The sequence below is a fragment of the Ruegeria sp. HKCCSA071 genome (genome assembly GCF_017872555.1).
GTDB lineage: Bacteria > Pseudomonadota > Alphaproteobacteria > Rhodobacterales > Rhodobacteraceae > Ruegeria.
The window spans coordinates 41,273-62,929 of sequence record NZ_JAEDOX010000005.1; the positions used below are offsets into that span (position 1 = coordinate 41,273).

Annotated in this window: 19 protein-coding genes; 12 read left to right on the forward strand and 7 right to left on the reverse strand. The window is 58.5% G+C overall.

Annotated features, from left to right (window positions below; all coding sequences use genetic code 11):
• Positions 1-27: 27 nt before the first annotated feature.
• Positions 28-1,092, forward strand: a complete 1,065-nt coding sequence (gene hrcA / locus I9188_RS12300) for a heat-inducible transcriptional repressor HrcA (protein WP_209506888.1) — start codon at positions 28-30, stop codon at positions 1,090-1,092.
• 10 nt (positions 1,093-1,102) lie between these two features.
• Complete coding sequence (locus tag I9188_RS12305; protein ID WP_209506889.1) at positions 1,103-1,666, forward strand: nucleotide exchange factor GrpE; 564 nt, start codon at positions 1,103-1,105, stop codon at positions 1,664-1,666.
• A gap of 56 nt (positions 1,667-1,722) precedes the next feature.
• Here the strand turns inward: I9188_RS12305 and mutS are convergent, their stop codons facing one another.
• Positions 1,723-4,338 (reverse strand): DNA mismatch repair protein MutS, encoded by a 2,616-nt coding sequence (mutS, locus tag I9188_RS12310; protein WP_209507008.1) that lies wholly within the window; start codon positions 4,336-4,338, stop codon positions 1,723-1,725.
• A gap of 160 nt (positions 4,339-4,498) precedes the next feature.
• Here mutS and I9188_RS12315 point away from each other — a divergent pair, with 160 nt between their 5' ends.
• The gene (locus I9188_RS12315; RefSeq protein WP_209506890.1) at positions 4,499-6,754 is read left to right on the forward strand and encodes an NADP-dependent malic enzyme; all 2,256 of its coding nucleotides are present in this window, start codon (positions 4,499-4,501) and stop codon (positions 6,752-6,754) included.
• Between the two features lie 3 nt (positions 6,755-6,757).
• A complete protein-coding gene (locus I9188_RS12320) occupies positions 6,758-7,630 on the forward strand; it encodes a ribokinase (RefSeq protein WP_209506891.1) in 873 nt (290 codons plus the stop codon).
• Here I9188_RS12320 and msrA read toward each other — a convergent pair.
• The 4 genes from msrA to I9188_RS12340 all read right to left on the reverse strand — a co-directional run bounded on the left by msrA (position 7,627) and on the right by I9188_RS12340 (position 10,578).
• Positions 7,627-8,298 carry a peptide-methionine (S)-S-oxide reductase MsrA gene (msrA, locus tag I9188_RS12325; RefSeq protein WP_209506892.1) on the reverse strand — a complete coding sequence of 224 codons (672 nt, stop codon included), beginning with the start codon at positions 8,296-8,298 and terminating at the stop codon, positions 7,627-7,629. The genes I9188_RS12320 and msrA overlap by 4 nt on opposite strands.
• Positions 8,299-8,553: 255 nt before the next feature.
• Entirely contained in the window at positions 8,554-8,835 is a 282-nt protein-coding gene (locus I9188_RS12330; protein WP_209506893.1) for an SCP2 sterol-binding domain-containing protein, read from the reverse strand.
• Between the two features lie 79 nt (positions 8,836-8,914).
• Positions 8,915-9,319, reverse strand: a complete 405-nt coding sequence (locus tag I9188_RS12335; protein WP_209507009.1) for a DUF1810 domain-containing protein — start codon at positions 9,317-9,319, stop codon at positions 8,915-8,917.
• Positions 9,320-9,351: 32 nt separating this feature from the next.
• Entirely contained in the window at positions 9,352-10,578 is a 1,227-nt protein-coding gene (locus tag I9188_RS12340; RefSeq protein ID WP_209506894.1) for an argininosuccinate synthase, read from the reverse strand.
• Positions 10,579-10,779: 201 nt separating this feature from the next.
• Here I9188_RS12340 and I9188_RS12345 point away from each other — a divergent pair, with 201 nt between their 5' ends.
• Both I9188_RS12345 and ilvA read left to right on the forward strand, forming a co-directional pair.
• Positions 10,780-11,481 (forward strand): hypothetical protein, encoded by a 702-nt coding sequence (locus I9188_RS12345; RefSeq protein ID WP_348540337.1) that lies wholly within the window; start codon positions 10,780-10,782, stop codon positions 11,479-11,481.
• Positions 11,482-11,539: 58 nt separating this feature from the next.
• Positions 11,540-12,766, forward strand: coding sequence for a threonine ammonia-lyase IlvA (gene ilvA / locus I9188_RS12350; RefSeq protein ID WP_209506896.1), 1,227 nt, complete (start codon positions 11,540-11,542; stop codon positions 12,764-12,766).
• Here ilvA and I9188_RS12355 read toward each other — a convergent pair.
• Entirely contained in the window at positions 12,763-13,092 is a 330-nt protein-coding gene (locus I9188_RS12355) for an Hpt domain-containing protein (protein ID WP_209506897.1), read from the reverse strand. The two genes, ilvA and I9188_RS12355, sit on opposite strands and share 4 nt — an antisense overlap.
• A 162-nt stretch (positions 13,093-13,254) precedes the next feature.
• Between I9188_RS12355 and I9188_RS12360 the strand changes: the two genes are divergently transcribed.
• Positions 13,255-14,529, forward strand: coding sequence for a fused response regulator/phosphatase (locus I9188_RS12360; RefSeq protein ID WP_209506898.1), 1,275 nt, complete (start codon positions 13,255-13,257; stop codon positions 14,527-14,529).
• On the opposite strand, the gene I9188_RS12365 is transcribed toward I9188_RS12360, so the two are convergent.
• Positions 14,526-14,969, reverse strand: a complete 444-nt coding sequence (locus I9188_RS12365) for an NUDIX hydrolase (RefSeq protein WP_209506899.1) — start codon at positions 14,967-14,969, stop codon at positions 14,526-14,528. The genes I9188_RS12360 and I9188_RS12365 overlap by 4 nt on opposite strands.
• Positions 14,970-15,045: 76 nt before the next feature.
• Between I9188_RS12365 and I9188_RS12370 the strand changes: the two genes are divergently transcribed.
• From I9188_RS12370 to I9188_RS12390, 5 genes are all read left to right on the forward strand, one after another.
• Positions 15,046-16,032, forward strand: a complete 987-nt coding sequence (locus I9188_RS12370) for an Hsp33 family molecular chaperone HslO (protein WP_209506900.1) — start codon at positions 15,046-15,048, stop codon at positions 16,030-16,032.
• Complete coding sequence (locus I9188_RS12375) at positions 16,025-16,621, forward strand: CoA pyrophosphatase (RefSeq protein WP_348540338.1); 597 nt, start codon at positions 16,025-16,027, stop codon at positions 16,619-16,621. Before I9188_RS12370 ends, I9188_RS12375 begins: the two co-directional genes overlap by 8 nt.
• Positions 16,618-17,772 carry a CCA tRNA nucleotidyltransferase gene (locus I9188_RS12380; protein WP_209506902.1) on the forward strand — a complete coding sequence of 385 codons (1,155 nt, stop codon included), beginning with the start codon at positions 16,618-16,620 and terminating at the stop codon, positions 17,770-17,772. Before I9188_RS12375 ends, I9188_RS12380 begins: the two co-directional genes overlap by 4 nt.
• Before the next feature lie 191 nt (positions 17,773-17,963).
• Entirely contained in the window at positions 17,964-19,802 is a 1,839-nt protein-coding gene (locus I9188_RS12385; RefSeq protein WP_209506903.1) for an ABC transporter ATP-binding protein, read from the forward strand.
• Entirely contained in the window at positions 19,799-21,631 is a 1,833-nt protein-coding gene (locus I9188_RS12390; RefSeq protein ID WP_209506904.1) for an ABC transporter ATP-binding protein, read from the forward strand. The genes I9188_RS12385 and I9188_RS12390 overlap by 4 nt, the downstream gene beginning before the upstream one ends.
• Positions 21,632-21,657 lie beyond the last annotated feature (26 nt).

The window sequence follows — 21,657 nt, forward strand, 5'->3', positions numbered from 1 at the left end:
TAATGATGAACCAGCAGGGGAAAACGCATGAGTGAAGCGAGCAAAATTCTGGACGAGATGAACGACCGGTCACGCGAGGTGTTCCGGTTGATCGTCGAAAGTTATCTGGAAAGCGGAGAGCCGGTTGGAAGCCGCACCCTGACACGTACCCTGTCTGAAAAAGTCAGTGCCGCAACCGTGCGCAACGTGATGCAGGACCTGGAGTTTCTGGGCCTTCTGGACAGCCCGCATATCAGCGCGGGCCGGGTACCGACGCAGCAAGGTTTGCGGATGTTCGTGGACGGTTTGCTTGAGGTTGGCGATCTGGGCGTCGACGACAAGCAAAAACTGGAAGAGACTTTAGGCTCTAACACGGGTGATGTTGGCGGAATGTTGGATCGGGTCGGGTCAGCTCTGTCACACGTGACACAAGGTGCGTCGCTGGTTCTTACGCCTAAGCATGAAGCCGAAATAAAACATATCGAATTTGTCTCTTTGGGGCATGACAAGGCTTTGGTGGTGCTGGTTTTTTCTGACGGCCATGTCGAAAACCGCCTGTTCACACCACCGCCCGGCCAGACGCCCAGTTCGATGCGCGAGGCTGCGAATTTTCTGAATGCGCTGATTGAGGGGCGCACACTCAGTGAAGTGCGCCGTCAGATGCAGAAACAGATTCAGGCACGCAAGCAGGAAATAGATGCGCTGGCGCGCGAGCTGGTCGAAAGCGGGCTGGCGGCCTGGGACGGAGACGGAGCCGACTCGGCCCGTTTGATCGTGCGGGGGCGGGCGAATCTGTTGAACGAACCCGGTCAGGCCGGAGAGTTGGAGCGTATTCGCAGCCTGTTTGATGATCTGGAGCGCAAGCGCGACATCGCGGATTTCCTCGAATTGACGGAAGGTGGCGAGGGTGTGCGCATTTTTATTGGGTCTGAGAACAAACTTTTCTCACTTTCGGGTTCCTCTTTGGTGGTGTCTCCATATATGAACGCTGATCGAAAGATAATCGGTGCGGTCGGGGTCATCGGGCCCACGCGTCTGAATTATGGACGGATCGTGCCGATCGTGGATTATACGGCGCAACTGGTCGGCAAGCTGATATCCGACCGGAGCTAGAGGGTAAGAGATGGCAGAGCCCAAGAACGAAGATTTTCTGGACGATATCATGGCGGCAGAAGCGGAAGAGCTGGCCGAGGAGTTTGCTGAGATCAGCGACGAGGCGTTGGAGCTGGACGAGCTGCGCGCTGAGCGGGATGCGTATAAAGACAAATTCATGCGCGCGCTTGCCGACGCCGAGAACGCGCGCAAACGCGGCGACAAAGCGCGCCGCGATGCCGAACAGTATGGCGGCTCTAAGCTGGCCCGCGATATGCTGCCTGTATACGACAACATGAAGCGCGCGCTTGAGGCCGCGACCGACGAGCAGAAAGAAGTTGCCGCCGGACTGCTGGAAGGCGTCGAACTGACCATGCGTGCCCTCAAGGACGTCTTCCAGAAGCACGGGATCGAAGTGATTACACCCGAGGTTGGCGACCGGTTTGATCCGAATGTGCATGAGGCAATGTTCGAGGCCCCGGTGCCGGGCACACGGGCAGGGGACATTATTCAGGTATCCGCCGAAGGATTCATGCTGCACGACCGCCTGTTGCGTCCGGCTCAGGTCGGGGTCTCTTCAACGCCAGCAAGCTGATTGGCTTTTCAAAGCCAAGCCTTCGGCGAGAGTATTTTTGAAAAGATGAAGGGCGGTCAGGATCTGGCCGCCTCTTTCAGTTTGTAGATGAGATCCAGCGCCTCACGCGGGGTCAGTTCGTCGGGCAGGACACCCTCAAGCATCTGGGTTACCGGCGAGGTTTTTGGTGCGGGCGGGGGTGGCGGCGCGGCTGCCGAGAACAGCGGCAGGTCGTCAATCAGCGCTTTTTGCTTGCCGCCTTCGCGTTCGGTTTTTTCAAGCTGCTCCAGAACCACCCGGGCACGTTCAACGACAGAAGCCGGCAAACCGGCCAGTTGCGCAACCTGCACCCCATATGACCGGTCAGCTGCGCCCTTGTGAACCTCGTGCAGGAAGATGACTTCGCCTTCCCACTCTTTGACCGCTACGGTGGCGTTATCGACACCTTCGAGTTTGCCGGCCAAAGCCGTAAGCTCATGATAATGCGTGGCAAACAATGCGCGACATTTGTTGGTCGCGTGCAGGTGTTCCAATGTGGCCCAGGCGATGGACAGGCCGTCATAGGTGGCGGTACCGCGACCGATTTCGTCCAGGATCACCAATGCACGGTCATCGGCCTGATTCAGAATGGCGGCGGTTTCGACCATCTCGACCATAAAGGTCGACCGCCCCCGCGCCAGATCGTCCGAGGCTCCGACGCGGCTGAACAGCTGGCTGACGACGCCAATATGCGCCTCTTCGGCCGGAACGTAGCTGCCCATTTGGGCAAGCAGTGCAATCAGGGCGTTCTGGCGCAGAAAGGTTGATTTACCGGCCATGTTCGGACCGGTCAATAACCATATCGCCGCGCCGTCTTGGACACTCAGGTCGCAATCATTGGAAATGAACGCATCGCTGCTTTGCTGTCGGAGGGCGTGTTCCACAACTGGGTGTCGACCGCCCTGCACATTGAATGCGCGAGAGGCGTCAACCCTTGGATGGCACCAGTTTTCACCCCGTGCAAGATCAGCTAAAGCGGTCGACAGGTCCAGTTCGGCAAGCCCGCGGGCGGCTTGATTCAATCGGGCAGCAAGGTCCAGTATCGCGCCAGAAAGCCTTTGATAGAGCCGCTTTTCAATATCCAGCGCTAGATTCCCTGCGTTCAGGATACGGGTTTCGATCTCAGACAGTTCGACGGTTGTAAACCGCACCTGATTGGCTGTCGTCTGGCGATGGATATAGGTTTCGCTAAAGGGTGGGTTCAGCATCTTTTCGGCATGGGTTGCCGTGGTTTCGATGAAATAGCCCAGCACGTTGTTATGCTTGATTTTCAGCGAGGTGATGCCGGTGTGTTCGACGTATTTCTGCTGAAACCCGGCAATGACCGAGCGACCTTCGTCACGCAGGGTGCGGGCCTCGTCCAGTTCAGCGTCAAAACCTGGCGCGATAAAGCCTCCGTCGCGAGTCAGAAGCGGGGGTTCGGCCACCAGCGCCTCGTCCAGTAAAGTCAGCAAGTCATCGAAACCAACGAGGTTCTGAAGCGCGGTTGCCAGCAACACCGGCAAATCCTGATCCGCGCAGATTTCGGCAATCGTGACTGCCTGTGTCAAACCATTGCGAATGGCTGTCAGATCACGAGGTCCGCCGCGCTCGAGCGACAAACGCGACAGGGCGCGGTCCAGATCCGGGGTTTTGCGCAAGGCTTCGCGCAGATCAGACGCGATCAGGCTGTCACCAGCGGCGAAACTGACGGCGTCAAGCCGGGCATGGATCACATCCAGATTACGAGAAGGGCTTGAAAGCCGCTGTTCCAGCAATCGGGCGCCACCGGGGGTAACGGTTCGGTCAACGACAGAAAGAAGCGATCCTGCGCGCCCGCCGGACAGGGAGCGGGTCAGCTCCAGATTGCGACGTGTGGCGGCGTCGATCTGAACGACGCGATCCTCAAATTCTTTCAGCGGCGTTTGCAGCAGGGGCAGTTTGCCCTTTTGCGTAATCTCCAGATAGTCGATCAGCGCGCCCATTGCGGACACTTCGGCGCGGCCGAAATTTCCGAACGCGTCCAAGGCGCCCACGTGAAACAGCCCGCAGATGCGCTTTTCCGCCGCCGTGCTGTCGAAGCTGGCGCGCCCGACCGGGGTCAGTGAAATCCCCAGATCAAGCAGCGTTTCGTTCAGATTTTCCTGCGCGCCATCGGCCACGATCAGTTCGGAGGGCGCAAGTCGGGCAAGCTCAGGACTGAGCCGGACCGAGGTCAGGGGCATCACGTGAAACGCGCCCGTCGAAATATCAGCCCAGGCAATCGCGGCCTCGTCCCGGACCTCGGCATAGGCAGCCAGAAAGTTGTGCCGGCGCGCCTCAAGCAATGCGTCCTCGGTCAGTGTTCCGGGCGTAACCAGTCGCACGACATCGCGCTTTACGACCGATTTAGAGCCTCGTTTCTTTGCTTCAGCCGGGCTTTCCATCTGTTCGCAGACCGCAACGCGAAAACCCTTGCGGATCAGGGTCAGAAGGTATCCTTCGGCCGAATGCACCGGCACGCCGCACATCGGGATGTCTTCGTCATTGTGCTTGCCGCGCTTGGTCAGGGCGATGTCCAACGCCTCGGCAGCGTTGACGGCATCCTCGAAGAACATCTCATAGAAATCACCCATGCGATAAAACAGCAGGGCATCCGCGTGGGCCTCTTTGATTTCGAGGTATTGCGCCATCATTGGCGTGACTGTGGACAAAAGCGGCCCCCTTCTGGCGTTTTCCGGTCGTGACCTTACAAACCCGGCCCCTGCAGCGAAAGGCGAAAAGTATTCCCGTTGAGGCGCGCGCCCGCCTGCGCTATGAGGCGTCAGCCCTGAAGTCATGGAACCGACATTTAAGATGCCCAAAGCGAAGATCACCAAAGAAGAGGCATTGGCCTTTCACCTGGACCCCACCCCCGGCAAGTGGGAGGTGCAGGCCACCGTCCCCATGACAACGCAGCGTGATCTGTCGCTGGCCTACAGTCCGGGTGTGGCCGTTCCCTGCGAGGCTATCGCAGAAAACCCGGAAACGGCTTATGACTATACCAACAAGGGCAACCTGGTGGCCGTAATCTCGAACGGAACCGCAGTGCTGGGCCTTGGTAACCTTGGCGCGCTGGGCTCGAAACCGGTCATGGAAGGCAAATCGGTCCTGTTCAAACGGTTCGCCGACGTGAACTCGATCGATATCGAGCTGGACACCGAAGACCCGGATGAATTCTGCCGCGCGGTGCGCCTGATGGGGCCGACCTTTGGTGGCATCAATCTGGAAGACATCAAGGCGCCCGAGTGTTTCATCATCGAACAGCGCCTGAAGGAAGAGATGGACATCCCCGTCTTTCACGATGACCAGCACGGTACGGCTGTGATCTGCGCGGCCGGGCTGATCAACGCGCTGCATATCTCGGGCAAGAAGATCGAGGACGTGAAAATCGTTCTGAATGGCGCGGGTGCGGCGGGAATTGCCTGTATCGAACTGCTCAAGGCAATGGGTGCGCGGCACGAAAACTGCATCGTCTGCGATACAAAGGGCGTGATCTATCAGGGCCGGACCGAAGGCATGAACCAGTGGAAATCAGCCCACGCGATCACAACCGACCTGCGCACATTGGAAGACGCGATGAAGGGTGCCGATGTGTTCCTGGGTGTTTCGGTGAAAGGCGCCGTGACGCAGGATATGGTTGCCAGCATGGCCGACAATCCTGTCATCTTTGCGATGGCCAACCCCGACCCCGAGATCACTCCGGAAGAAGCGCACGAGGTTCGCGTGGATGCGATCGTTGCCACCGGACGCAGCGATTACCCAAACCAGGTGAATAACGTTCTGGGCTTCCCCTACCTGTTCCGTGGTGCGTTGGACATTCATGCCCGCGCCATCAATGATGAGATGAAGATCGCCTGTGCCCACGCACTTGCCAATCTGGCGCGCGAGGATGTGCCGGATGAGGTCGCCATGGCCTATGGCAAGTCGCTGACCTTTGGGCGGGACTATATCATTCCCACCCCATTCGACCCGCGTTTGATCCATCGCATCCCACCGGCCGTTGCAAGGGCGGGGATGGACACCGGTGCCGCGCGCCGTCCGATCATCGATATGGACGCGTATGAGCTGAGCCTGAAATCCCGGATGGACCCGACCGCCAGTATCCTGCGCGGTTTGAATGCCCGTGCGCGTCAGGCGCAAAGCCGGATGATTTTCGCCGAAGGCGACGATCCCCGGGTATTGCGCGCTGCGGTCATGTATCAGCGGTCAGGTTTCGGTAAGGCGCTTGTGGTGGGTCGGCCAGACGATGTTAAGACCAAACTGGAAGCCACGGGCCTGGGCGACGCTGTGCGTGAAATCGAGGTCGTGAATGCCGCCAATACCACGCATCTCGAAACCTATTCGAACTTCCTGTATCAGCGCCTGCAGCGTAAGGGGTTTGACCGCAAAGACATTCACCGTTTGGCTGCACGGGACCGCCATGTGTTTTCTTCGCTGATGCTGGCCCATGGGCATGGTGATGGTCTGGTCACTGGCGCAACCCGCAAGTCCGCGCATGTGCTCGACCGGATCAACCATGTGTTTGATGCAGATGCGGCTAACGGTGCCGCCGGTGTGACAGCTTTGCTGCATAAAGGCCGGATTGTCCTGATTGGCGACACTTTGGTACATGAATGGCCCGACGAAAACGATCTGGCGAATATTGCCGAGCGTTCGGCCGCAGTTGCCCGGCATATGGGGCTGGAGCCGCGCGTGGCTTTTGTCAGCTTCTCAACCTTTGGCTATCCGGTGTCAGAACGTGCTGAAAAGATGCACCGTGCCCCGGCTGTTCTGGATCGGCGCGGCGTCGACTTTGAATACGAGGGTGAAATGACGGTGGACGTCGCCCTGAACGTCGAACAACAAGCGGCCTATCCGTTCTCGCGCCTGACCGGTCCGGCGAATATCCTGATCGTTCCGGCCCGGCATTCGGCATCAATCTCGACCAAGCTGATGCAGGAAATGGGTGGAGCGACCGTGATCGGCCCGATCCTGTCAGGCATCGACAAGCCGATCCAGATCTGCTCGACCGTATCGACTGCGAACGATATTCTGAACATGGCCATTCTGGCCTCTTGCGACATCGGATAAGTCATGACGATCTGGAATCTCGGCTCGATCAACGCGGATATGGTCTATGACCTGCCGCATTTGCCTGCGCCGGGGGAAACTCTGGCCGCCCGCGGGCTGGATCGGTTCCTGGGCGGCAAGGGGGCCAACATGTCGGTGGCCGCTGCGCGTGCGGGATCGCGCGTCAGCCATATTGGTGCCGTGGGGCCCGATGGGCGCTGGGCCAAGGATCGACTGACAGAATATGGTGTGGATACGCGCCATATCTCTGAGGTGGATGTTCCCACGGGCCACGCCATCATTGCGGTGGATGCCGAGGGTGAAAACCTGATTATCCTGTATCCAGGGGCCAATCATGCATTGAAACCCGCCCATCTGGGGCAGGCGCTGGCCTCGGCAAACACCGGTGATCTTCTGATCTTGCAGAATGAAACCAATGCCCAGGTCGAAGCGGCGCAGCTGGGGCGCAAGCTTGGCTTGACCGTCTGTTATGCCGCAGCCCCGTTTCAGGCACAGGCTGTGCAGGGCGTTCTGCCCTATCTGGATTTCCTGATCCTGAATGAGGTGGAGGCCGAGCAACTGCGTCAGGAAACCGGTCTGAGCATCGCTGATCTGCCCGTTCGGCATGTCATTGTTACCCTCGGCTCAAAAGGCGCGAGGTACTTGCAGCAGGGCAACGATCCGGTCGAGTTTCCCGCGCATAAGGTGCGGGCGGTGGATACCACAGGGGCAGGCGACACCTTCACCGGCTACGTGCTGGCAGGCATGGATCGCGGAATGCCAATGGAACAGGCCATATTGCAGGCAAACCGCGCCGCAGCCCTGATGGTCATGCGGCACGGAACGGCGGATGTCATTCCCGATCTGAAAGAAGTACGTGAGGCATCCTTTGACTAGGAGCCTGCAAATGGCGCATCCCCACCCCAAAGCTGCTTGACGCGCGCGTCACGACCACAGGCTTTGCGATACGCCTTGTAGGCGTTGTGCTGGCGCTTTGGTCCAAAACGGGTAAGGACCAGTTTGTTGCCTTTGTAATAATCCTGATGATACGCCTCGGCGGGGTAAAAGGGTCCTGCGCTTAGAACCGGGGTGACAATGGTCTGCCCCAGCGCTTGCTGCGCGTCTACTTTGGCTTGTTCTGCCAACACCTTTTCGCCTTTGTTAGAGACGAAAATCGCAGTTCGATAGCTGTCGCCCCGGTCGCAGAACTGGCCACCTGCGTCTGTCGGGTCAACCGAGCGGAAAAACATGTTCAGAAGTGACGCGCGAGAGACGCGCGCCGGATCGAACGTGATCTGAACCGCCTCGTAGTGTCCGGTTCCCCCTTTTGAAACCTGATCATATGTCGGGTCCGCAGATGTACCGCCGGTGTACCCCGACACCGCCCCGATTACGCCGGGCACGGATTCGAAATCGGATTCCACGCACCAGAAACACCCGCCAGCCACCGTCAGCGTTTCGGTTCCCGCAGCCGGGGCAGGCAGTGCGCGCAACAGTGCGGCCAATGCAATCAGTGTAAACAGAAGGGCTGGTCTGACGGTTTCGAAATAAGCAGTCCGCATCATGACAGGTCTCCTTTTTAGGTGAGATTGACGCGGGTTCGACCCCCTTGCAATTGCCTGTCATGCAATGTCACGCGCTGGTGAGACGAGTTTATCGTCTGCGATCACGTGTAGACGGCCCACTTGAAGGGTGGGCGAAACCACAGTTCATTTGCCCCAGATCATGCGCGACAGGTATCCCGATGCGGAATCGCGGTACACCGCGGGGGAACCGCTGGTCTGGCTGGACTCGGGCCAAAGGCCAACTTTGAGGCAAATTCAGCCCAGCAGTTGCCCCAGCTTCATCGCAACACCGATATTGCCCGAGATCTTGAGCTTGCCCAAAGCAACGCCAGTCATCGGGTTCAGCTTTCCGGTCAACAGCTTGGTCAGGTTCTCCTGCGAAATACGGATTGTGCAATCCGTGTCCCGATCCTGCGTCGTTGCCCGGTTTTCTGCCAGAACAATCACACCGTCCGCGCCGCAATCGAATTTGAGCGAGCCATCAAAGCTTTTGCCGCTCAGCCCTTTTTGAATTCCATCGGCGATGTCCTGAAGCATTCGGGTTCCTTTCACGGTTTCAGAATGCGTAATGCGTCAGGTGCCGAACAGGCAAGGCTGACCCAACTAGAACTTCTGATCACGATGCGCCGAGGATCTGAACCGTCCGGTCACAAGGCTTGCCGCCATAAAAGGCATCCAGAACAGCACGAAACTCGGGCGGAGCATCTGCCACAGACGAAAACAATGTCATCGAAGATCGCAGCTTTTTCGCGTCAATCCCACCCAGAATGTCGCGGGCATCGCGCCCTGTGTGCAGCAACATCAACGAGGCCGTCTGCCTAAGTCGGTCACGCAGTTCCGGGTGGTTCAGATAGCGTGTCGCCTCGTCCAGATCTTCAATGCCGTAAAGCTGCGCCATATGGGACTGGCCCAGCGCGGCCAGTTGCGGAAACACGAACCACATCCAGTGGCTGGATTTCTGCCCCTGTTCAAGTTCGCGCAGGACATCGGCCCAAACCGTGTCCTGCGCCTCGATGAACATATCGAGCTCGTCGTCGGTATCGTCTTCGTCGATCACTTGGACAGGCGCTTGTTCCGAGCAGCCAGCAGTTTCAGACGCAACGCATTCAGCTGGATAAAGCCTGCCGCATCTTTCTGATCGTACGCACCTGCATCCTCTTCGAAGGTCACATGTGCCTCAGAATACAACGAATGATCCGACCAGCGGCCCACGGTCGACGCCAGACCTTTGTACAGTTTCACACGAACGGTGCCGGTAACATGCTCTTGCGATCTGTCGATGGCGGCTTGCAGCATCTCGCGCTCGGGGCTGTACCAGAAACCGTTATAGATGAGTTCCGCATATTGCGGCATCAGCTGGTCTTTCAGGTGCATCGCGCCGCGGTCCATTGTGATGGATTCAATGCCACGATGCGCTTCCAGCAGGATGGTGCCGCCGGGTGTCTCGTAGATGCCGCGCGACTTCATGCCCACGAACCGGCCTTCGACCAGGTCCAGACGGCCAATACCGTGCTTGCCGCCATATTCGTTCAGCTTGGTCAGGATCGTGGCCGGGCTCATCGCCTCACCGTTGATGCTGACCGCGTCGCCTTTTTCAAAGCCGATCTCGATGAACTCAGGCTCATTCGGGGCGTCTTCGGGGTGGACGGTGCGCTGATAGACATAGTCGGGCGCCATATCGGCGGGGTCTTCCAGAACCTTGCCCTCGGACGAGGTATGCAGCAGGTTGGCATCAACCGAGAACGGCGCCTCACCACGCTTGTCCTTGGCAATCGGAATCTGGTTCTGCTCGGCAAATTCCAGCAGCTTGGTGCGGCTTGTCAGATCCCATTCGCGCCAGGGGGCGATCACCTTGATGTCTGGGTTCAGTGCATAGGCTGCCAGTTCGAACCGGACCTGGTCATTGCCTTTGCCGGTTGCACCATGGGCGACAGCATCAGCACCGGTTTCAGCAGCGATCTCAATCAAGCGTTTCGAGATCAGTGGCCGCGCGATAGACGTGCCCAGCAGGTACAGGCCTTCGTACTGAGCGTTGGCGCGGAACATCGGGAAGACAAAATCGCGGACAAATTCCTCGCGGATGTCTTCGATATAGATATTTTCGGGCTTGATCCCCAGCAGCTCGGCCTTTTGGCGCGCAGGCTCCAGCTCTTCGCCCTGACCCAGATCGGCGGTGAAGGTCACGACCTCACAACCATACTCGGTCTGCAGCCATTTCAGAATGATCGAGGTATCAAGGCCACCGGAATAGGCCAGAACAACTTTCTTGGGCGCGGACATCTGACTTCCCTTTATGCGTAGAACGATTGGCCCCTAGCGGGTTTTGGACGCGGGGGCAAGTTGTGAGGATTGACGCAGTACCTGAATTGGGGTGAAACGGGTGCAGAGAATAACAAGCATTGGTTGAAGGGGCGGATTCATATGTTGGGATGGCAAATATTTGTGCATTCGGTGCGGATGGTATTTGGAAACATCAAGCAGGTGCTACAGATTACGGTTGGCCCTGCTCTAATTGCGACAATCATCATCGTGGGCGTGTTCTTGGCGCTTGGTATTCCGCTTGAGGCGCTTGAAGACAACGCAGGCGCGTTGTCGCCAAGTGCAACCGCAGGTTCAGCCTTTGTCTTTGTGGTCGTTTTACTGGCGGTAATGTCCGTTACCATGTTCTGGATCGCGGTGTCATGGCACCGCTTCATCCTGTTGGAAGAGTATCCCACGGGAATACTCCCGACATTCCGTTTCGACAGGATTCTTGCCTATTTCGGTCGTTTTCTGATGTTGGGGATTTTGATGGCCATTGCGTTCCTTCCGATGGGCTTTGTTATGTCAGCACTGAGTGGCGGCTCAATCGGATTCGCGCTTGTCGCTGTTTACGCCATCTTTCTGGTCGTCTGCTATTATCGCCTGTCAATTATTCTGCCCGCGGCGGCAATAGGAAATCCCATATCGATCGGTGAGGCATGGAACAACACATCCGGGGTCAGCGGTGCAATCTTGTTGCTGCTACTCGTCGCCCTCCTGTTCCAGATTCTGGTGCAGCTGGCTCTCACCCTTCTGGCACTTATACCGGTGCTTGGCGTATTGCTGACCGTGTTCTTTGGCACGCTCATTCTGCCACTGATCAACGTCAGCATCCTGACCACGATGTACGGCGTCTTTATCGAAAAACGCCAACTCTCCTGAGCGGCGTACACATATGTATTCCTTGCCCTTATCACGCTGATGGGGCAGGGAAGCGGGCATGACCGACTTCATGACCCGCGCCCGCGCCGCCGAAGAGGCGATGCGCTCTGTCTTCCCGGCAACTCCGTTGCAGCGCAATGTCCACCTGTCCGACCGTTATGGGGCGGATATCTGGCTCAAGCGCGAAGACCTGAGCCCGGTGCGCTCCTACAAGATTCGCGGTGCGTTCAACGCAATGCGCAAGCAACAGGGGCAGGACCTGTTCGTCTGTGCCAGCGCGGGCAATCACGCGCAGGGCGTGGCCTATATGTGCCAGCATATGGGGGTCAAAGGCGTGATCTTCATGCCGGTCACGACGCCTCAGCAGAAGATCCAGAAAACGCGGATCTTTGGCGGGGATAACGTCGAGATTCATTTGATCGGTGACTATTTCGATGACACGCTCGTCGCCGCTCAGGCGTGGTGTGTACAGCAGGGCGGGTATTTCCTGTCGCCTTTTGACGATGCCGATGTGATCGAAGGACAGGCCTCGCTGGCGGTTGAAATCGAAAGGCAGATGGGCGGTGCGCCCGATCACGTTGTGCTTCCCGTTGGCGGAGGTGGAATGTCCGCCGGCGTGGCCACATGGTTCGGGGACCGCACCCATTGCCTGTTCGTCGAGCCGGCCGGAGGGGCCTGTCTGCGCGCAGCTCTGGCGGCAGGACACCCTGTTTCGCTGGACCATGTGGATACCTTTGTCGATGGCGCGGCTGTCGGGCGGATCGGTGAAAAGCCGTTCGAGTTGTTGAAATCACGTAACCTGTCGGACGTTCTGGTCCTGTCCGAGGATCGTATCTGCACCACCATGATCGAGATGCTGAATGTCGAAGGCATCGTGCTGGAACCTGCGGGGGCGCTGGCGATCGAGGCAGTCGGCGATATCCAAAGCTTTGTTCGTGGAAAGACCGTGGTCTGCCTGACATCCGGCGGCAATTTCGATTTCGAACGCCTGCCCGAGGTCAAGGAACGTGCGCAGCGGTATTCCGGTGTGAAAAAGTACTTCATCCTGCGCCTGCCGCAGCGACCCGGCGCCCTGAAGGAATTCCTGAATATTCTCGGCCCCGAGGATGATATCGCGCGGTTCGAATACATGAAGAAATCGGCGCGCAATTTCGGCTCGGTTCTGATCGGGATCGAAACCCGCAAGCCCGAAAACTTCATGCGCCTGTTTGCCCATCTGGACGACGCCGGGTTCACCTATACCGACATCACCGAGGACGAGACGCTGGCACAGTTCGTGATCTAGTTCAGGTTCTCATTCAGCTCGGCTTCAAACATGGTTTTCGAGCTGTCGAAAGCGGCCAAAAGCGCTGGCAGATCAACCTCGGCCCCTTGCCCTGCTGCGGCCTGCCGTTCCCCATCCTGGCAGAGTTTCGAGAATTGATCGAACCCCAGGCTCAATGCGCTGCCTTTCAGGAAATGCAGGTTCTGCTCCAACTCGGCCCGGTTGGTGTCGCGGCGCAGGCGGGTGATCACGTCCTGCACTTCTTCCAGAAATATCTCGACCACCTCATCGAATTCCTCGGGGCCGACTTCATCCCGCAATTGTCTGACTCTGGCCCAGTGGATCATGATGTACACCAGCTAATGAATGGTCATGGGTCTTAATAGACGCGCCCTGTAAAAAGCAGGTTAACGGGGCCACTCTTCGGCAATCGCCACTCTTCACCGGATGTTAAATCTGTCGGCGATAGGGTCGTCAAATGTGACGAAACTCATCAGAGCAAAGGGTAAATGGTGCCGGGGGCGAGTCTTGAGGAAACCAGACCTGATCTGGATTTCGGCGCGATCCGCACGGTGCTGGTCGTGGATGACAGCCGCCTGCAACGGCGCATTCTGGTGGCCTCGCTCAGGAAATGGGGGTTCGAGGTGATCGAGGCCGATACAGGCCATGCCGCTTTGGCGCTTTGCGTCGATAATCCGCCCGATCTTGTGCTGAGCGACTGGGTCATGCCGGGGATGAGCGGGCTTGAATTCTGCTGTGCCTTTCGGGCTTTGGAAACGGATCAATACAGCTATTTCATCCTTTTGACATCCAAAAGCGAAAAGCAGGAGGTCGCGCGCGGTCTGGATGCCGGGGCCGACGATTTTCTGATCAAGCCGCTTGAGGCGGACGAATTGCGCGCGCGGATTTCAGCTGGTGCGCGCATTCTGGACATGCAGCGCGAGCTCTCACAGAAGAACCGCCTGATCGAATCCGCGCTCGAGGAACTCAGGCTGGCGCATGACGCGATCGACAAGGACCTGATGCAGGCGCGGAAAATTCAGGAATCGCTGGTTCCCGAACTGACCCGGACATTCGGCAAATCGCGGGTCAGTCTGTTGCTGAAACCTTGTGGTCATATCGGCGGTGATCTGGTGGGGATGTTCTCGCCCGGGGTGAACCGGCTTGGGTTCTACAGCATCGACGTATCCGGGCATGGGATCACCTCGGCCATGATGACGGCGCGATTGGGGGGGTATCTGTCCAGCAAGCATTTCGATCAGAACGTCGCAATGGAGCGGAGGTTCGACAAGTTTTACGCACTTCTGCCACCGAAACATGTGGCTGAAACGCTCAATTCTCGGCTGATGGCCGATGAAGGTATCGAAGAGTATTTTACGATGATCTACGCCATCGTCGACCTGCGCAACGGGCATCTGAAAATGGTGCAGGCCGGGCATCCGCACCCGCTGCTGCTGCGGCAGGATGGCCGCGCCGAGTTTCTTGGTGACGGAGGCTTGCCCATAGGATTGATCGAAGATGCGCGCTTTCAACAAATCGAGACGCAGATGCAGCCCGGCGACAAGCTGCTGTTGTACTCGGACGGGTTTACCGAATGCCAACTGGCTGGCGGCGGTTTGCTGGAAGAAGACGGTTTGCGTCAGATGGCGCAACAGAGCATGTCGGAAAGGGGCGGGTCAGAGTTTCTGGACGATATGTTCTGGCGTTTGACGCAAGTGATGTCACCCAAAGACGGTATCGGAGATGATGTCTCGGCCGTCTTTTTTGAGTATAACGGACCTTAAAGCGAGCCGAGGTGTATTTCGGCAAAGTGCCGGTCACCGCCATTTCCCAGTAAACAGACGGCGTCGGCGGTTTCCATCCACAGCGCTTCGTGAAACGCTTCGGTCGGCGGGCCTATGCGGCGCACGGGGCGGGCGCGATAGATCAGGCAGACCTTCTCGGCCCACAGGTCATATTCCGGCATAAAGGTGAAGCGCCGAAAGGCGCCGATCCGTCGGGGGGCCGCAATAAGCCACCCGGTCTCTTCAAAGACTTCGCGGTGCAGGGCGGTAATTGGTGATTCGCCCGGATCAATACCTCCGCCGGGCAATTGCAGGTCGGGTCCTGGCTCGGTCTGGCAGGTCAGCAAAAGGTGACTTCTGCGGGGCAAAAGTGCGTACACACCGACACGTCGCGTGTATTTCCGCCCCGGCTCTGGGGTTTCACCGAACCGCCTGATCATGTATGGCCCCTTACAACCCAATCTGTTCGACCTATATGGTGCCGGTATGCCAACCTGTGGCGCGTAAGGAAACCCCATGTCTCTTGGAACGAAAATCGCGTGGGACGATACAGTCCTGCCCTTTCAACTCGATGTATCGGATATGCGTGGCCGTGTGGCTCGTCTGGATGGTGTGCTGGATGGCATCCTCAAGCAGCATGACTACCCCGAACAGGTCGAGGCGCTGGTGGCCGAGATGGCCCTGCTGACCGCATTGATCGGGCAGACGGTTGCGCTGCGCTGGAAACTGTCGTTGCAGGTGCAATCCAAGGGGCCTGTGCGCATGATTGCGACCGACTATTACGCACCCAAGGCCGAAGGCCAGCCGGCGCAGATCCGGGCCTATGCCAGCTTTGACCGTGACCGGCTGACAGATGCGACACCCTTCGATCAGGTGGGCGAGGGCTATTTTGCCATCATGATAGATCAGGGCGAAGGCACACAGCCATATCAGGGCATCACTCCGCTGACCGGGGCCTCTCTCAGCGCCTGCGCCGAGGCCTATTTTGCACAGTCTGAACAGCTGCCTACCCGGTTCTCGCTGAGCTTTGGCAAATCGACCGAGCCCGGCGTGGATGAACACTGGCGTGCCGGGGGCATCATGTTGCAGCATATGCCCAAAGCCTCGCCATTTGCCGCCTCGGGGGAAGGCAGCGGCGAGATTCTGACTGCCAGCGATCTGGTCGACGGTGAAGAGGGCGAGAATTGGGGGCGGGTCAATATCCTGCTGGACACGGTCGAGGATCTTGAGCTGATTGGTCCCTCGATTGCGCCGACTGATTTGTTGATCCGGCTGTTCCACGAAGAACAGCCACGGGTCTATGATGCGCAGTCCGTGCAGTTTGGTTGCACCTGCTCCGAAGACCGGGTACGGCAGAGCTTGTCGATCTATTCGGCAAAGGACCTCGAAAAGATGACGACGCCCGAAGGTCAGGTCACCGCAGATTGCCAGTTCTGCGGCGCACATTATGTGCTTGATCCGTCAACGGTTGGCTTTGAAGCCGAAGACCGCAAGGGTGCTTGACCCGATTGAACAGATCCGGGCGGCGCTGCGCCGTCCCGGTCACGGGTCCAGCGACTTTGACCTGAACCCGGATACCGCCCTGCCGCCCGGGCGTCGCCTGCGCCCGGCGGGGGTTCTTGTCGCAATCTCGCTTGCAGATGACACCCCTCGGGTGATCCTGACGAAACGGTCCTCAGCCCTCAAACACCATCCGGGTCAGATCGCGTTTCCAGGCGGCAAACAGGATGAAGGGGATGCGGATGTCACGGCAACGGCCCTGCGCGAAGCACAGGAAGAGATCGGCCTGCCCGCGGACCTTCCCGAAATCCTTGGTTACCTGCCGACGCATGAAACAGTCACCTCTTTCACGGTCACACCCGTGGTGGCCGTTCTTCGAAAGGGATTTCAACCTGTTCCGGAACCCGGCGAAGTCGACGAAGTCTTTTCGACCCCCCTTGCGCATCTTTTGAATCCCAAGAATTATCTGGTTGAATCGCGCCTCTGGCGCGGTCAAAAACGCAGATATTACACAGTTCCGTACGGCCCTTATTACATATGGGGCGCGACGGCCCGCATATTGCGCGGGCTTGCAGCACGGGTGGATGAATGATGCAGATTGAGGAACTTTGGGTCAGCGAACCGGCGACCCAAAAGGTATGCGCCGCCCTGACCTCATCCGGGGCGCAGGCGCTTTTTGTGGGCGGGTGCGTGCGCAATGCGCTGCTGGGCGCGCCGGTGTCGGATATCGACATTGCCACTGACGCCCGGCCTGAACAGGTTGTCGATATGGCGCAGGCTGCGGGCCTCAAGGCTATCCCTACCGGTATCGACCATGGCACGATTACAGTGGTCAGCGCCGGTATCCCGCACGAGATCACCACTTTCCGGCGTGACGTCGAAACCGATGGTCGCCGCGCGGTCATCGCCTTTTCCGATTACGTCGAAGAAGATGCTGCGCGGCGCGACTTTACCATGAATGCACTTTATGCAAAGCCCGATGGCACTGTGTTAGACCCGCTTGGCGGGCTCCCCGACCTTCAGGCCCGGCGCGTTCGGTTCATCGGTGAGGCCGAGGACCGCATTCGCGAAGACTATCTGCGGTCACTGCGCTATTTCCGGTTTCACGCCTGGTATGGTGACCCGGATGCCGGTTTCGACCCGGATGCTCTGGCTGCCATTGGAGCCAATTTGGAAGGGCTGGCCTTGTTGTCGCGGGAACGCGTCGGGGCCGAACTGCTGAAACTGCTGGGCGCACCCGATCCGGCCCCGGCTATTGCGACGATGCGCAGCACAGGCGTATTAGCGCAATTGCTGCCGGGCGCGGATGACCGGTCACTGGCACCTCTGATCGCTTTGGAACATGCGGCAGGTGCCGAGTCGAACCCCCTGCGCCGTCTGGCGGCAATCGCGACACCCGATGACGCCGCAACCCTGCGCCTGAGCCGTTCGCAACTGCAACGCCTGACCAGAATGCGGAGCGAAGCGCAGTCAACCACCAGCGTGGCTGAACTGGGCTATCGGTATGGTGACGAAGGCGGTTTGAACAAAACCCTTTTACGGTGCGCCTTTTTTGAACAGCCCTGGTCCGAAAGCTTCAGACAGGACTTGCACGCAGGTGCAGCCGCGCGTTTCCCGATACAGGCCAGGGACCTGATCCCCGGGTATACCGGCCCGGCGCTGGGCCAGAAACTGGCCGAGCTTGAAAGCCGCTGGATCGCGTCGGGTTTTGCGCTGTCACGTGAAGACTTGCTTGCAAGCTGATGTTTAGTCTCAAAAGGGGATGACAACTTTGGCCCATTGTGGTTAGGTGCGCCCGTCACATGGATGGAGGAATGCGAATGTATTACGGGATCTGGTTCGGCTAAAGCCGGGACACTTGCCCCGTAAAGGGTGGTGTTCAGGCGCCATCTGTCTTCGCACGTCTTTTTCTTTGCTCAATCGGAGCACACTCCATGTTTCGCTATTTCGAAAACCTTGTTGACCCTTTTGTCGCCTATCATGAGGCCGACACGCCGCCGACCCGGCTATGGCCGTTCCTGCTGGACTATTCGCGCCCGTTCTACCGGGTCTTTGTCTGGGCTGCGCTGATTTCCATCATCGTCGCCGGTGTCGAAATCGGGTTGATCTATTATATGGGTCGCGTCGTCGACCTGTTGGGCGGTACCCCGACCGAGGTGTGGCAGAACCACGGGACCGAGCTGCTGTTGATCGCGGCCTTTGTCCTGTTTCTGCGCCCTTTGTTGCATCTGGTCGACGTACTGATCCTGAACAACACGATCCTACCGAACTTTGGCACTCTGATCCGCTGGCGCGCCCATAAGCACGTTCTGCGTCAGTCGGTTGGCTGGTTCGAGAATGATTTTGCCGGACGGATTGCCAACCGGATCATGCAGACACCGCCCGCGGCGGGTGAAGTGATCTTTCAGGTCTTTGACGCGATTTCCTTTTCACTTGCCTACCTAATCGGGGCGGCGATCCTGCTTTATGCTGCGGATGCGCGCCTGCTGATCCCGCTGCTGGTCTGGTTTGCGTTCTACGCGATGCTGGTGCGCTGGACTGTTCACCGTGTCGGGCCGGCGTCCAAGGCGGCATCCGATGCGCGGTCAACCGTCACGGGCCGCGTCGTGGACAGCTATACCAACATTCATTCCGTCAAGATGTTCGCCCATGGCCCGCAAGAGCTGGACTATGCCCGTGAAGCGATCGAGGAAACCCGCCGGACATTCCAGATCGAGATGCGGATTTTCACCATCATGGATGCGGTTCTGGTTACCCTGAACGGGGTGCTGATCGTAGGTGTCGTGGGCTGGGCAATTGCCCTGTGGATGCAGGGTTCCGCTTCGGTTGGCGTCGTTGCGGCAGCAACCGCGCTGACCCTGCGCCTGAACGCCATGACCGGATGGATCATGTGGGCGCTGACCAGCTTTTTCCGCCAGCTTGGTATAGTGGCCGAGGGGATGGAGACCATCGCGCAACCCATCGACCTGCTTGACGCGCGCGAAGCCAAACCCCTGCGCTTGACCAGGGGTGAGATCCGGATCCGCGATCTCTCGCACCATTACGGGCGCGAGGCCGGTGGGCTTGACCACATCAACCTGACCATTCAGCCCGGCGAAAAGGTCGGTCTCATTGGGCGGTCGGGTGCCGGGAAATCGACCCTGGTAAAGTTGCTTTTGCGGTTTTATGACGTCGAACGCGGTGCCATTCTGATCGATGATCAGAACATTGCGGGTGTCACACAGGACAGCCTGCGCAGCCATATCGGCATGGTCCAGCAAGACAGTGCGCTGCTGCACCGGTCTGTGCGTGACAACATCCTTTACGGTCGCCCGGATGCGACCGAGGCGCAGATGATTGCCGCAGCCAAACAGGCCGAAGCGCACGCGTTCATCCTTGACCTGCAAGACCCGCAGGGGCGCACCGGGTACGACGCGCATGTGGGTGAGCGGGGCGTAAAGCTGTCCGGTGGTCAGCGGCAGCGGATAACGCTGGCCCGCGTGATCCTGAAGGACGCACCAATCCTCTTGCTGGACGAGGCGACATCGGCGTTGGATTCCGAGGTCGAAGCGTCAATTCAGGAAACGCTCTACGGAATGATGCAGGGCAAGACCGTGATTGCCATCGCGCACCGGCTCAGCACCATTGCGCAAATGGACCGCATTCTGGTGATGGACGGGGGCTGCATCGTCGAAGAGGGCGCGCATTCTGATCTTCTGGCACAGGGTGGCCTTTACGCGCAGTTCTGGGCGCGGCAATCTGGCGGCTTCATGAACCCGGAGGCCGCTGAATGAAGATCGCCGATCTCATCTATCCGTTCAGGACCACTGAAACGCCCCCGCCACAGACATTGGGGGCGTTCATTCGCTGGAGCCTTTCGGGCGCCTGGCCCATGCTGTTTGTCGCCGCGTTCTTTTCGGCCCTGGCAGGCGCGATGGAGGCTGGAACAGCGTGGATTCTGGGGCGTGTGATTGATGTGGCAACATCCAGCGGGCCCGAGCACTTCATGACCGCCGGGAATATGTGGATGATCTTTGGGGCGGTGGTGTTTTTCGTGTTGCTGCGCCCGATCCTGTTTGGGCTGTCTTCGATTTCCAACAACTATATCGTGATGCCCAACATCACGCCTTTGGTGCTGGCCAAGCTGAACCGCTGGACGTTGGGCCAGTCTGTCACCTATTTCGACGATGATTTCGCCGGGCGCATTGCCCAGAAACAGATGCAGACGTCGAACGCCATGGCCTCGGTCGTGTCCGAAACGATCAGTGCGATTGTGTTTGCCTTGGCGTCACTGGTGGGCTCTTTGCTTTTGTTAGGGTCTATTCATCCTTTGGTGATGCTGCCTTTTGCGGCCTGGCTGGTGGTCTATTTCCTGCTTGTGCGCTGGTACCTGCCGCGTATTCGTATGCGCTCGGCCGCACGTGCGGGCGCGCGGGCGATGGTTTCCGGGCAGGTGGTCGACACGATCACCAACATCAAAACCGTCAAGCTATTTGCACACTCGGATTTCGAAGATCAGGCCGCGCGGCATTCAATGGTCGAGTTGCGGAAAAAATCGCTGGCATTCGGCAAGCTGTCGGCCAGTTTCCGGTTCGTCCTGATGGCGCTTGCCGGTATTCTGCCTGTTCTTCTGCTGGGGGCGACGCTGTGGTTGTGGCAGTTCGGAACGGCGACCGCCGGTGACATCGTTGCCGCTGGTGCGGTGTCGGTCCGGATTTCGCAGATGACCGGATGGGTCAGCTTCACGTTGATGGGCCTCTACGCCAATGTGGGCGAGATTGAAAACGGAATGAAGGCGCTGGCCAAACGGGACAGGGTCGAAGATGCGCGCAGCGCGAAAGATCTTGATGTGACCGAAGGGGCCATCGCGTTCGAAGATGTCAGTTTTGCATACGGCCGGGACGTCGGCGGTGTTACGGACCTGACGCTAAGTGTGAAACCGGGCGAGAAGTTGGGAATTGTCGGTGCCTCAGGGGCGGGCAAATCAACACTCGTTTCGCTTCTTCTTCGGCTCTATGACAGGGAAAACGGCGCCATTAGCATCGATGGGCAGGACGTGTCGCAAGTCACCCAAGACAGTTTGCGCCGCCAGATCGGCATGGTCACGCAGGAAACGGCGATGTTCAACCGGTCTGCCCGCGAAAACATCCTCTATGGCCGCCCGGACGCGTCCGAGGCCGAGTTGATCGAAGCGGCAATCAAGGCCGAAGCGCATGACTTCATCCTGAGCCTCAAGGACGCCCAGGGCCGCACCGGCTATGACGCTCATTTGGGCGAGCGCGGCGTAAAGCTCAGCGGCGGCCAAAGGCAACGGATCGCCCTGGCTCGCGCCATTCTCAAGGATGCGCCCATTCTGGTTCTGGACGAAGCAACTTCGGCCCTTGATTCCGAGGTCGAGGCGTCGATTCAGTCGGCGCTTCATCGGGTGATGCAGGGAAAAACCGTTCTGGCCATCGCTCACAGATTGTCGACACTCAGCGAGATGGACCGGATCATCGTTCTGGATCAGGGGCAAATCGTGGAAACCGGAACTCACGAGGATCTTTTGGATCAGGGGGGGCTTTATGCCCGGTTCTGGCATCGGCAATCTGGTGGCTTCATTCAGGCGGAAGCTGCCGAATAAGGGTTTTGTTGCACCCAAAGCCCGGA